The organism is Enterococcus sp. ZQ21 (genome assembly GCF_030053755.1).
Classification (GTDB): domain Bacteria; phylum Bacillota; class Bacilli; order Lactobacillales; family Enterococcaceae; genus Enterococcus_B; species Enterococcus_B lactis.
This window is the reverse complement of the sequence record NZ_CP125658.1, coordinates 1,893,769-1,906,115: the sequence shown is the minus strand read 5'-3', so window position 1 is coordinate 1,906,115 and position 12,347 is coordinate 1,893,769. Positions and strand designations below refer to the sequence as shown.

At 38.3% G+C, this 12,347-nt stretch carries 13 protein-coding genes; 12 read left to right on the top strand and 1 reads right to left on the bottom strand.

The window, feature by feature from the left end; all coding sequences use genetic code 11:
- The first annotated feature begins 99 nt into the window (after positions 1-99).
- A complete protein-coding gene (locus QK255_RS09230) occupies positions 100-669 on the top strand; it encodes a TetR/AcrR family transcriptional regulator (protein ID WP_002292894.1) in 570 nt (189 codons plus the stop codon).
- 175 nt (positions 670-844) lie between these two features.
- Here QK255_RS09230 and QK255_RS09225 read toward each other — a convergent pair whose 3' ends face one another.
- Positions 845-1,285 (bottom strand): flavodoxin, encoded by a 441-nt coding sequence (locus QK255_RS09225; protein WP_002292892.1) that lies wholly within the window; start codon positions 1,283-1,285, stop codon positions 845-847.
- A gap of 157 nt (positions 1,286-1,442) precedes the next feature.
- Here QK255_RS09225 and map point away from each other — a divergent pair, with 157 nt between their 5' ends.
- The 11 genes from map (at position 1,443) to QK255_RS09170 (ending at position 12,328) form a co-directional block, all read left to right on the top strand.
- Positions 1,443-2,207 carry a type I methionyl aminopeptidase gene (gene map, locus QK255_RS09220; RefSeq protein ID WP_002292891.1) on the top strand — a complete coding sequence of 255 codons (765 nt, stop codon included), beginning with the start codon at positions 1,443-1,445 and terminating at the stop codon, positions 2,205-2,207.
- 31 nt (positions 2,208-2,238) lie between these two features.
- On the top strand, positions 2,239-3,162 hold the full coding sequence (locus QK255_RS09215; protein WP_002292890.1) for a YihY/virulence factor BrkB family protein: 924 nt from the start codon (positions 2,239-2,241) through the stop codon (positions 3,160-3,162).
- A 75-nt stretch (positions 3,163-3,237) separates the two neighbouring features.
- Positions 3,238-4,377 carry an MraY family glycosyltransferase gene (locus tag QK255_RS09210; protein WP_002292888.1) on the top strand — a complete coding sequence of 380 codons (1,140 nt, stop codon included), beginning with the start codon at positions 3,238-3,240 and terminating at the stop codon, positions 4,375-4,377.
- Complete coding sequence (locus QK255_RS09205; protein WP_002292887.1) at positions 4,370-5,170, top strand: glycosyltransferase; 801 nt, start codon at positions 4,370-4,372, stop codon at positions 5,168-5,170. Before QK255_RS09210 ends, QK255_RS09205 begins: the two co-directional genes overlap by 8 nt.
- Entirely contained in the window at positions 5,170-5,997 is an 828-nt protein-coding gene (locus QK255_RS09200) for a glycosyltransferase (RefSeq protein WP_002292886.1), read from the top strand. The genes QK255_RS09205 and QK255_RS09200 overlap by 1 nt, the downstream gene beginning before the upstream one ends.
- A gap of 4 nt (positions 5,998-6,001) precedes the next feature.
- Positions 6,002-6,709 carry a glycosyltransferase family 2 protein gene (locus QK255_RS09195; RefSeq protein WP_002292885.1) on the top strand — a complete coding sequence of 236 codons (708 nt, stop codon included), beginning with the start codon at positions 6,002-6,004 and terminating at the stop codon, positions 6,707-6,709.
- Positions 6,710-6,808: 99 nt separating this feature from the next.
- Complete coding sequence (rfbA, locus tag QK255_RS09190; protein WP_283341532.1) at positions 6,809-7,675, top strand: glucose-1-phosphate thymidylyltransferase RfbA; 867 nt, start codon at positions 6,809-6,811, stop codon at positions 7,673-7,675.
- A 13-nt stretch (positions 7,676-7,688) separates the two neighbouring features.
- A complete protein-coding gene (gene rfbC / locus QK255_RS09185; protein ID WP_002292883.1) occupies positions 7,689-8,261 on the top strand; it encodes a dTDP-4-dehydrorhamnose 3,5-epimerase in 573 nt (190 codons plus the stop codon).
- Positions 8,262-8,282: 21 nt separating this feature from the next.
- Entirely contained in the window at positions 8,283-9,311 is a 1,029-nt protein-coding gene (rfbB, locus tag QK255_RS09180) for a dTDP-glucose 4,6-dehydratase (RefSeq protein ID WP_002292882.1), read from the top strand.
- Positions 9,312-9,408: 97 nt separating this feature from the next.
- The gene (gene rfbD / locus QK255_RS09175; protein ID WP_002314207.1) at positions 9,409-10,260 is read left to right on the top strand and encodes a dTDP-4-dehydrorhamnose reductase; all 852 of its coding nucleotides are present in this window, start codon (positions 9,409-9,411) and stop codon (positions 10,258-10,260) included.
- 34 nt (positions 10,261-10,294) lie between these two features.
- On the top strand, positions 10,295-12,328 hold the full coding sequence (locus tag QK255_RS09170; protein ID WP_002320026.1) for a DUF7657 domain-containing protein: 2,034 nt from the start codon (positions 10,295-10,297) through the stop codon (positions 12,326-12,328).
- Positions 12,329-12,347 lie beyond the last annotated feature (19 nt).

Here is a 12,347-nt window from a genome sequence, read left to right as displayed (position 1 = left end):
GAAAATCGAAAACTAATTTTGCATATCAAAAAAAACATGTTACAATGAAATTAATCAATGGTGGAAGCGTTATAAAAAAATTGAGGAGATTAAAAAAATATGGCAAGAAAAAAGACGATTACTAAAGAACAGATTTTGGCAGCTGCTTATGAAGTAGCTGCCACCGAGGGATTTACACGATTTACTGCGAGAAACATTGCGAACAAAATGAATTGTTCCACGCAGCCGATCTATCTTGAGTTCAAAAATATGGATGACTTGAGACAAGCACTTTTTGAGCAAATCTATGATTATTTGCAATACGAAGTGTTTCCAGTTGAGCATACAGGGAATACGATTATCGATCTTGCTTTTAATTATATCCATTTTGCAAGAAGAGAGAAGAAGTTGTATCGTTCACTGTACTTAGAAGAATATGGTGGAGGAAAAGAGATGCAAAATTTCTCTTATACTTACTTTGTGAATACAGTGAAACGGGACCCAGCCTACGCGGATCTTTCAGAAGAACAGATCGAATCCTTGCATAACGGTACATGGATCATAGCTACCGGGATTGCAGCTTTGATGTCTTCAAGCATTATCCATCCAACTGATGAGCAGATTGAAAAAATGATCCAAGACAGCATTGATGCAATCTTGAATCTCAAAGAACCAATCGAAATCGATTGAATATACTCAAGAGTTTCGCCAATCAGTAGATAACAAGAGATGTGTCAACATAAGGAAAATTTCGTTTTTCTTACAGCGTATACATTTTTAACTCCCGAAGAACTCTTCCATGAATACAATAAAAGAGCCGTCTAGATTGATTCAATCTGGACGGCTCTTTTATATCTCAAGCATATTAAAGTTTTGCGACTAATTCTTTAGCGAAAGCTTCTAGATTTTCGATATCTTCTTCCTCAGCATTTAAGTCTACTTTTACATTTTCTGCGCCTTTTGATGCGCCTGTTTTTCCAAAAGCAGCATCGAAGTCATCCACTGATTTACAGAATTCATCGTAAAAAGTATCTCCAGATCCGCAGACGCCGTAGATTTTCCCTGATAGATCCAACTCTTGCAAGTCTTCATAAAAATCTACAATCTCATCAGGAAGATCGCCATCATCGTATGTATAAGTAGCTACGACGCAAATATCTGCCTCCTCGAATTCATCTGCATCTACTTGGGTACATTCGTTGATTTCGACTTCGATATCCATATTTTCAAATGCTTCTGCAACAATATCGGCGATTTCTTCAGTATTTCCTGTCATGCTAGCATATACGATTTTTGCTAAAGCCATGATGTGCCTCCTTGTTTAAAATTATTTAACAATTATGAATTATACCAAAACATCGTTGAAAAGAAAATAAAACCTAGAGACACATGGGAAATGTCATTTGGCTAAATGTATGCCGCTATGTTAAAATGAGAGAGATTTGTAAAAAGGAGACGAAAATATGATTACTTTAAAATCAGCACGTGAAATTGAAATGATGGCAGAATCTGGCGCTTTATTGGCAGATGTACATAAAAATCTGCGTGATTTTATCAAACCAGGCATAACAAGTTGGGATATTGAGGTATTTGTCAGAAACTATATCGAGAGTCATGGAGGAATCGCTGCGCAAATTGGCTTCGAAGGGTATGAATATGCGACTTGTATCAGTATCAATGATGAAATTTGTCATGGATTTCCTCGTAAAAAACCTTTGAAAAGCGGCGATTTGGTAAAAGTCGACATGTGTATCGATTTGAAAGGCGGCATTTCCGATTCTTGTTGGGCTTATGTAGTAGGAGAATCTACACCTGAGATCGACCGATTGATGGAAGTAACGAAGAAAGCATTGTACATCGGTATTGAGCAAGCACAAGTAGGAAATCGGATCGGCGACATCGGTCATGCTATCCAGACATATGTAGAAGGTGAAAATCTAGCGATCGTCCGTGATTTTATTGGTCATGGCGTTGGTCCGACGATCCATGAAGAACCAGCCGTTCCTCATTACGGAGAAGCTGGAAAAGGTTTGCGATTGAAAGAAGGTATGGTCATCACGATCGAGCCTATGGTCAATACCGGAACTTGGAAAATGAAAATGGATCCTAATGGTTGGACTGCTTATACAAGAGACGGCGGACTATCTTGCCAATATGAACATACATTGGCTATTACTAAAGATGGCCCTAGAATCTTGACATCACAAGGAGAAGAAGGTACCTATTGATTCAGCCAATTAATAGGTACGGGAGAGGTACATGAAAGTTTGGAACAAAATAAAACAAAATGAAAATCTGATGCGCTTTATTGAGACGACTCAAAAGCGCATCACTGATTCAGAAATGAGTACGACCTCGGTTGTCGTTGCTTATTATTTACTCTTGTCTTTATTTCCATTGATTATTGCTTTTGGTAATATTTTGCCGTTTCTCCATATCGATCAAGAGACTGTGCTGACCTATTTACGAGAAGTGATTCCTGAGACCGTTTACCAGTTTATTGGTCCTGCAATCAAGGACCTTTTGACACAAAGTTCAGGCGGTTTGCTATCCGTTTCTGCTTTAGCGGCCTTGTGGTCTGCCAGTCAAAGTATTAACGCTTTACAAATTGCGATGAATAAAGCGTATGGCGTAGAAAATAGAAAAAATTTTTTGATCGTTCGCTTCTTCTCGCTGATCGTAATCGTCTTGTTCATGATTGCCATTAGTGGAGTAACTATCGTTCTTGGTTTAGGACAGCTGATTTTAGATGCTATCCAACCGATTGTACAAATACCTGTGAACTTTATTGATCAGTTCCAAACCTTGAAATGGCCAATCACATTGGTGGCTTTATTTGTCATCATGTTCTTGATTTATTTAATTGTCCCTAATGCTCAGTTGAAGTTGAAGACGATTATTCCAGGTACGATCTTCGCTACCGTCGGCTGGATGCTGTTATCACAAGTGTTTAGTATCTATGCCAGATATTTTGCAACGAGGATCAGCGGTTATCAGATCATAGGAAGTTTTATTGTCCTCATGCTTTGGCTTAATTTTGCTGCTACGATCATCATTTTGGGCGGAATCATTAATGCAGTTGTTCAAGAATACGTGACGGGACATCAAATCAAAAAACGTCGAGATCCAAGCCGAAAATGGTTCAATAAATTGAAAGCTAAATTTTCTCATAAAAAAAAGTAGAAACAAGAGTTCTTATTGTAAATTTATATCAGTAATTTATAATAATTATGACTCTTAATTAAAGTAGGTGCCCATATGCTTGTTTCTTTTAGTATGGTTATAAGATTTTTTCTGACAATTTTATTATCACTGATATTAACACCTGTATTTAAAATCATTTCAGTACAAACGGGTATGGTCGACAAACCAAATGAAAGAAGGATAAACAAAGTTCCAATGCCTTCCGCAGGCGGACTGCCCATTTTTATTTCATTTGTTATATCGACTTTATTCTTATTCCGTAAAATCATTCCACAATCGTATATTGTGCCGATCTTGCTCGCTTCTTTGGTGATCATCGTCACAGGAGTACTCGATGATAAATTTGAGTTGACGCCTAAACAAAAGAGTGTAGGGATCTTGCTTGCCTCTCTTATTATTTATTTTGTAGCAGATATACGTATTGATTCCTTTACGCTTCCTTTTATTGGCTATGTTCAATTAGGATGGCTTAGTTTCCCTGTAACGATTTTTTGGATCTTCGGTATCACGAACGCAGTCAATCTGATTGACGGTTTAGACGGGTTAGCGGCAGGGATTTCATTGATTGGTTTAATCACGATAGGCATCATTGGGTATTTTTTCCTTCATGCTTCCACAGTGTACATCCCGGTCGTTATTTTCTGTCTTGTAGCAAGTATTATCGGATTTTTCCCGTACAATTTTTATCCGGCAAAGATTTATTTAGGCGATACAGGAGCGTTATTCTTAGGGTTCATGATGGCCGTCCTTTCACTACAAGGGCTGAAGAACGTAACTTTTGTTTCGTCAATTTCTCTACTGATCGTCATGGGCGTTCCGGTAACAGATACGTTTTTTGCTATCATTAGAAGAAAAGCAAACCGTGTTTCTTTTTCTACAGCAGATAAAAAACATCTTCATCACCGACTAATCAGTTTAGGATTTACTCATAAAGGTGCCGTCCTGACGATTTATGCGATGGCTTTGATGTTTTCTTTCACAGCTATGGTCATGAATTATACTGGAAGAATCGGAACGATTGTATTGATTATTGCTATGCTATTTGCTGCAATTTTATTATTTGAATTGATTGGTCTGATTAACGAGAAACATCAGTTTATTTTAAAAACATTGCGATTTTTAGGGAATAAAGAGTATCGTACGCAAGTAAAACAGAAATATTTGAAGAAATGGAACCGTCATATAGATGAATAACAAATTAAACCAGCCAATTCTTATTAGTATTGTAACGGCGAACAGTGATAAGATTTTTCGGACACTAGATAATTTTATTTCCACTGTAAAAGATGAAACAGCGATAAAAATTCGGATTTTTGACAACAACTCCCTTCCGGAATATAAAAGCAGACTAAAAGAATATGTGACATATCCGTATATCGAAATCTATTTTCATGATGAAAATTCCGGATTCGGTTATGGACATAATCACAATCTGCTGAAGAGCGATTGCCACTATGGCATTATTTGTAATCCAGATATTTTAGTGGATGAAGAAACAGTTACAGCATTGGTGTTGTTACTGAAAGAACATCCCGAATGCGCGATGTTAGCACCTAAGATTCTTAATGAAGATGGGACCACTCAGCACCTCATTCGTGAGCGGCTGGCTGTTTTTGATTATGTTTTGCGCTTTGTGCCTTTCAAATGGGTCAAAAAAAGGTTTGATAAACGGCTAGCTGTCTTTGAATGCCGTGGCTTGCCCACTGATGTTGATAGTTATGTGCGAATGATCTCGGGCAGTTTTATGGTAGCTGATATTGATAAATTTAAAGAGATAAGGGGATTTGATGAGCGTTTCTTCATGTACTTTGAAGATAATGACTTGTGCTTGAGTTTTGAAAAAGCAGGTTACAAATTATTGTACACACCCTTTTATGCAGTCGTCCATTTTTATGGAAAGGGTGCACATCGAAATGCAAAACTTTTTCGTGTGTTTTTGACTTCTATGATGAAATTTTTCAATAAGTGGGGGTGGCGTTTTTTCTGATGAAACCAGAAATAGTAGTAGTAGTCGTGCTATATCAGCAACTATTCAGCCAATCTCCAACTTATGAACCATTAAGCAAAGCACTTAGCGAAAAGCATATTCAGCTTGTTATTTACGATAATAGTCCTCAAAGACAGCAAAATGAGCTGTTTGAAAAAGAAAACACCATTTACTATCATGATCCGCAAAACCCTGGATTAGCGGCGGCTTATAATTATGCGTTGTCTCAAGCAAATGAAAGAACACGTTGTATCGTTACATTGGATCAGGATACGAGGCTAGTCGACGACTATTTTGAAATCTTGCGTAAGGTAGCTTTTACAGATGAATGTGTTGCTGCAGTTCCGATGATTTTTTCTGGGGGACGGCAAGTTTCTCCCGTCTATTCAAATCATTATATCAATCGTACAGCACAAGCAGTAGAAGTAGACGGTACGACAGCTGAAAGAATCATGGCAATCAATTCAGGTGTGGCATGGTCTGTCAAATTTCTAAAAAAGATTGGCGGGTTTAATCCTGCTTTTTCTTTAGATTTTTTGGACCATTGGCTGTTTTGGAAAGTGAATCAGTTGGAAAAAATGGTGGAGATATTACCAGTACGACTGGAACATGATCTTTCGGTATTAGACTATGAAAAAGTTACAAGCAATAGATACCGTTCTATTTTACAAGCAGAAAATCGATTTTATCATGAATATGATCAAAGACATTTATCCAGTCACCGACAACAATTATTGTTAAGAACAGTTAAACAGTTTTTGACCGTCAAAAACCGGCATATCTGGCGGATGACTTTGCGCTCATATGTTAAGAATTGGAAGGTGTGAATTCGTGCGTTCGGTTTGTATAGCTACCTTTAATGGGGGCAGATATTTAAGAGAGCAGTTGGATAGTATTTTATCTCAGCTTTCAGCAGAAGATGAAGTGATTATTTCTGATGATGGGTCAGTAGATGATACATGGGATATATTGACTGAATACGCAGAAAAAGATAGACGGATAAAGCTTTTTTCAGGACCTCGTCAAGGGTTGATCGCTAATTTTGGCTATGCGATCCAGCAGACAAAAGGAGAGCTAATCTTTTTGGCAGATCAAGATGATGTTTGGTTAGAGACAAAAGTGAAAAAAATCACTGACTATTTTGAACAGCATCCGGATCAGTTAGTAGTCGTTTCAGATTTGATCATTGTGAACAGTAAGCTGCAAGAGATCCATGCTTCCTATTTTTCATTCCGAAATTCCAAAGAAGGATGGGTCAATAATGTGATACGAAGTCATTATATTGGTGCAGGTATGGCTTTTCGCTCTTCGTTGAAATCCGATATTTTGCCGATTCCCTCAGAAGTGCCTATGCATGACATGTGGATCGGTTTGTTGGGAGGAAGGAAGACTGGGTTTCTGAGAGAACCTTTGACACTGTATCGAAGACATGATTTAAATGCGAGTGAGATTGAAACGCATTCTAAATTACGCCAAAAAATTTCCTGGCGTGTTCATCTGATTACGGCGTTGATCAAACGAAAATGGTTTAAACGTTGATAAAAGATGTTTAAATCCTTAATATTTCCATGACAAATATAACGATTGATGAGATAATAGCAAAGTGAAATTTGAAATCAAAAAGGAGAGCATATATCCATGAAGGGAATCATTCTTGCTGGGGGCAGCGGAACACGTCTGTACCCTTTAACAAAGGCAACATCGAAACAATTGATGCCGATTTATGACAAACCAATGATTTATTATCCAATGTCTACTCTGATGTTGGCGGGAATCAAAGAAATTCTGATTATTTCAACGCCACAAGATACACCACGTTTCAAGGAATTGTTTGGAAACGGAAATGATTTAGGACTGCAGATCGAATATGCAGTACAAGAAAGTCCAGATGGATTGGCACAAGCATTTATCATTGGAGAAGAATTTATTGGAGATGATAGTGTCTGCTTGGTATTAGGAGACAATATTTACTACGGTGGCGGTCTGTCTAAAATGTTGCAACGAGCAGCTTCAAAAGATGCAGGCGCGACAGTATTTGGCTATCATGTCAATGATCCAGAACGCTTTGGTGTAGTAGAATTTGATGAGAATATGCAAGCTTTGTCGATTGCAGAAAAGCCTGCTCAGCCAAAATCAAATTACGCAGTAACTGGCCTTTATTTTTATGACAATGAGGTGATTTCTATTGCTAAAGGAATCAAACCGTCAGAACGTGGAGAATTAGAAATCACAGATGTCAATAAAGCATATTTGGATAAAGGAAAATTATCTGTAGAACTTATGGGACGCGGATTTGCTTGGCTTGATACAGGAACACATGAATCATTGCTTGAAGCATCTACCTTTATCGAAACGATTGAAAAACGTCAGAATTTAAAAGTGGCTTGTTTGGAAGAAATTGCTTACCGTATGGGCTACATTGATAAAGAACAACTGCTAGCCCTTGCACAGCCTTTGAAAAAAAATCAATACGGTCAATATTTATTGAATTTGGCCGCTGAATAAGGAGTTCCTACAGATGAAAGTAACAGATACAAAATTAACAGATGTAAAAATCGTGGAAATGGATGTCTTTGGCGACCATCGCGGTTTTTTTACAGAAAGCTATTCAAAAGCAAAATTTGCAGAACATGGATTAGATTATGACTTTGTTCAAGACAATCATTCGTTATCTGCTGAAGCTGGTGTTCTTCGGGGGCTCCATTTCCAAAAAGGAGAAGCTGCACAGACAAAATTGATTCGTGTGGTTACTGGAGCAGTTTTAGACGTAGTAGTGGACATCCGCAAAGGCAGCCCGACTTATGGTCAATGGGACGGATTTATCTTATCTGAACATAATCATCGTCAGTTGCTTGTACCTAAAGGATATGCACATGGATTCGTTACTTTGACACCAAACGTGAACTTCCTTTACAAGTGTGATAATTACTATAATGCAGAAGCAGATGGAGGCATCGCATTTGATGATCCAGATTTAGCGATTGATTGGCCAATTGATCCATCAAGAGCGATTATGTCGGAAAAAGATCACCGTCATCCGACATTAAAAGAATTTGAAGCAGAAAATCCATTTGTTTACGGAGAAATCTAAGAATTAAGGAGAAATTTTCTTATGAAAAACATCATTGTTACCGGAGGTGCCGGATTCATCGGCTCTAATTTCGTTCATTACGTGGTAAACAATCATCCAGAAGTGCATGTCACTGTTTTGGATAAACTGACTTATGCAGGAAACAAAGAGAACTTGGCTGGACTTCCTAGCGATCGCGTAGAATTAGTCGTAGGAGATGTTGCAGATGCAGAATTAGTGGACCGTCTAGTAAAAGAAGCGGATGCAGTTGTTCATTACGCGGCAGAATCCCATAACGATAATTCATTAAAAGATCCTTTCCCATTTGTACAAACGAATATCATTGGTACGTATACACTTTTAGAAGCTTGCCGCAAGTATGATGTACGCTACCATCACGTATCTACTGACGAGGTTTACGGAGATCTTCCATTACGTGAAGACCTACCGGGACATGGAGAAGGCGAAGGAGAAAAATTCACTGCCGAAACACCATATAATCCTTCAAGCCCATATTCTTCTACAAAAGCTGGTTCAGATCTGTTAGTAAAAGCGTGGGTACGTTCTTTTGGCTTACGTGCAACTATTTCAAATTGTTCAAACAACTATGGTCCTTACCAGCATATTGAAAAATTTATACCTCGCCAAGTAACGAACATTTTAAGCGGTATTCGTCCAAAACTATACGGTGAAGGGAAAAATGTTCGTGACTGGATCCATACAAATGATCATTCTTCAGCAGTGTGGTTGATCTTGACAAAAGGCAGAATTGGCGAAACCTATCTGATCGGTGCGGACGGCGAAGAAGATAATAAGACCGTGATGGAATTGATCTTAGAAATGATGGGTCAACCAAAAGACGCATACGACCATGTAAACGACCGTGCAGGGCACGATTTGCGTTATGCAATCGATTCGACAAAATTGCGAGAAGAGCTAGGTTGGCAGCCTGAGTTTACGAACTTCCGTGATGGGTTGGCTGACACGATCAAATGGTACGAAGAACATGAAGACTGGTGGAAAAAAGAAAAAGAGGCCGTTGAAGCAGCATATGCCAAAAATGGACAATAATACAGAGGAAATTTCACTGTATTAATGGAAAAACACATGTGAGGCAGGCGCTCGCCTGTCTCTTTTTTAAAATAAAAATCAAGGAGCGGATAACCATATGTTTTTATTAACTGGAGGAAATGGACAATTAGGTACAGAATTGCGTCATTTATTAGATGAAAAAAATCTGCCATATGTTTCAACAGATGCAAAAGACTTGGATATCACAGATGCCGAGAAAACAATGGCTTATATTACAGAATTAAAACCGGATGTTATTTTCCATTGCGCAGCTTACACAGCAGTAGATAAAGCAGAAGATGAAGCAAAAGAATTAGATGAGAAAATCAATGTCGATGGCACAAGAAATGTAGCACTTGCAGCAAAAGCTGTGAATGCTCAATTCGTCTATATCAGTACAGACTATGTCTTCGATGGAAAAAACAAAAATGTAGAGTACGAAGTAGATGACCAAACGAATCCACTAAATGAATATGGTCGTACGAAATTATTAGGTGAAAAAGCAGTAGAAGAGATTTTAGAAGACTATTATATCATACGAACTTCTTGGGTTTTCGGGATTTATGGACACAATTTCGTCTTCACGATGCAACGCCTAGCGGAAACCCGCGACAAACTGACTGTAGTAAATGACCAGTTCGGGCGGCCAACTTGGACACGTACTTTGGCAGAATTTATGGTATATGTCATCGAAGAAAAAGCACCATTCGGTATTTATCATTTGTCGAACGAAAATAGCTGTTCTTGGTATGAATTTGCCAAAGAAATATTGAAAGATACAGATGTGGAAGTAGCGCCTGTTACATCGGAAGAATTTCCACAAAAAGCAACGCGTCCGCAGTATTCAGTCATGAGCCTGAAAAAGACAGAAGCGTTAGGATTTGTCATACCAACTTGGCAAGAAGCACTTGCGCAAATGCTGGAAGCTGCCAAAAAAATGAATAAGTAATTTCCTTTTTATCAAATAGAATTTGGAGCATGATATGGAAAAACAAACAAGAAGTGCACGACGAAAAGAAAAACCAAAAGCGAATCAGGCAGATTCGAATTTGGTGCTTGACCTGTTTCTAAAACTCCGATACCTTATTGGCGTTTTAGTCATCGTGGTCATTGTTACTTTTAATTTAAACGGAAGTTCACTTGGTGTTTGGGATAAATATGTGTCGCAAAGAGACGATGGGAAAAAAACTGATGTGATTTTTGGACAGAATCGGGAAGTACGGTCAGATGAATGGCTGGTGCAGACACCTTTTTACCTCTCACAAGCTGAAGAGGACTTTCCGTTGGTGAACGAAGATTATTCACTGAACGGACAAAACATGATCATTGCGTATAATTCTCCTGTAAAGGATATTACGGTTATCGGAAAACCATTCAACTGGGGATTCTTTTTCCTCGGAAGAGATCGAGGCCTTTCCTTTTATTGGGCGATGAAATTAGTCGTCATGGTCTTGCTTGGATTCGAAGTACTGATGATATTAACGAAGAGAAAAAAAGCTCTATCGCTGATCGGTGCATTTGCGCTGACATTTTCTCCCGCAGTCCAGTGGTGGTTCATGCAGCATGTGGGCGATTTGATTTTCTTTACTTTGGGATTGATGACTGCTTTTTATCATTATTTCTACAATCATGATAAAAAATGGCTACGAACGTTGATGATGCTTTTGGTAGTTATTTTCGGTATTGGGTTTATTTTAGTGATTTACCCAGCCCATCAAGTGATGCTAGCGTACTTGCTGATTTTTTATTTTGTTGGCCTGCTTATTTACTACAGCAAGAAAATTTCTTGGGATCTGTTGGATGTAGTGTTGATTGGAGGGGCAGTTTTATTTATTGGCGGAGTCATGGTTCATTTCTGGTTGACGTCAAAAGACGCATTGTTAGCTTCTTTGGATACCTTATATCCAGGAAAACGAGTCAGCACCGGTGGAAAGTGGACGATTGGCGAATTTTTTTCTTTCCTGACAAACTGGAAAATCCCTTTTGAAGACATCAACTATTCGAATAACTCTGAAGTGGCTTTGTTCTATCACTTCTTTCCGACTGTATTCCTAGCCAGTCCATTTGTGTTATTTGGCAAAAAAGATAGTGAACAAAAGTTATTGGGACGTATTTTGATGATTTTTTGTCTGTTTTCTATCTTTTGGATTACCGTTGGATTGCCAAAATGGCTAGCAGAAATTACTCTGCTGTCTTATGTTCCTCCTTTAAGAGCCATCCTTACTTTTAGTTTTGCGGCTTGCCTATTATCAATTTGGTTCATCGCTTATATTTGGAGAGAAGATGTTATTCCTATTTGGTATAAATTCATTTTACTGGCAGTAAACGCATGGTCTTATTTCTATGCAATTACTCATTCGAAGATGGATAATTATTTTTCAGATTTCGAAACCATCGCAGTTGCTGTGTTGGGAACAGTGATTCTAGCTTTTGCATTATTTGGCTGGAGACGCTCGTTTTATCTTGCTTTTACCGCCGTGATCATCGCATCTGGTTTCTTTGTCAATCCAGTCGTAGAAGGTACTGGAGCGATTTTTGAAAAAACACTGGCAAAAGAAATCCGAAAAATCGATCAACAAGATCCTGGCAAAGTCTGGTTGACTGAAGATGAACTGTATAATTTCACCCCAACTTTGGGTGTGAAATCTTTCAATACAGTCCGCTTTTATCCAGATATGGCTGCATGGAAGAAAATCGATCCAAAAGAAGAACATGAGAAGTATTATAATCGGTATGCTCACACAAGAGCTTTTATCGCTAAGGAAGATACAAAGTTCATTTTAGATCGTCCAGATATGTTCTCGGTCACGTTGAATTTTGAAGACGCAGAAAAATTAGGGATCAACTATGTAATCAGTAAGCGACCGTTAACTGATTACAATCAGTTATATGAAGCTCAATTCACACAACTATATGGACCGGACAAAGACGGTTATATGATTTTTAAAGTAGAATATCCGGATTATCCAGATGTACCACAAACACAAACTCAGGAAAATCAGCTAGTCTTACAGTAATGGGCTAGCTGAGAATAAC

Bases quoted from the DNA above. Each gene is read 5' to 3' on its own strand.
- QK255_RS09230 (WP_002292894.1), top strand. From the start codon at position 100: ATGGCAAGAAAAAAGACGATTACTAAAGAACAGATTTTGGCAGCTGCT.
- QK255_RS09225 (WP_002292892.1), bottom strand. From the start codon at position 1,285: ATGGCTTTAGCAAAAATCGTATATGCTAGCATGACAGGAAATACTGAA.
- map (WP_002292891.1), top strand. From the start codon at position 1,443: ATGATTACTTTAAAATCAGCACGTGAAATTGAAATGATGGCAGAATCT.
- QK255_RS09215 (WP_002292890.1), top strand. From the start codon at position 2,239: ATGAAAGTTTGGAACAAAATAAAACAAAATGAAAATCTGATGCGCTTT.
- QK255_RS09210 (WP_002292888.1), top strand. From the start codon at position 3,238: ATGCTTGTTTCTTTTAGTATGGTTATAAGATTTTTTCTGACAATTTTA.
- QK255_RS09205 (WP_002292887.1), top strand. From the start codon at position 4,370: ATGAATAACAAATTAAACCAGCCAATTCTTATTAGTATTGTAACGGCG.
- QK255_RS09200 (WP_002292886.1), top strand. From the start codon at position 5,170: ATGAAACCAGAAATAGTAGTAGTAGTCGTGCTATATCAGCAACTATTC.
- rfbA (WP_283341532.1), top strand. From the start codon at position 6,809: ATGAAGGGAATCATTCTTGCTGGGGGCAGCGGAACACGTCTGTACCCT.
- rfbC (WP_002292883.1), top strand. From the start codon at position 7,689: ATGAAAGTAACAGATACAAAATTAACAGATGTAAAAATCGTGGAAATG.
- rfbB (WP_002292882.1), top strand. From the start codon at position 8,283: ATGAAAAACATCATTGTTACCGGAGGTGCCGGATTCATCGGCTCTAAT.
- rfbD (WP_002314207.1), top strand. From the start codon at position 9,409: ATGTTTTTATTAACTGGAGGAAATGGACAATTAGGTACAGAATTGCGT.
- QK255_RS09170 (WP_002320026.1), top strand. From the start codon at position 10,295: ATGGAAAAACAAACAAGAAGTGCACGACGAAAAGAAAAACCAAAAGCG.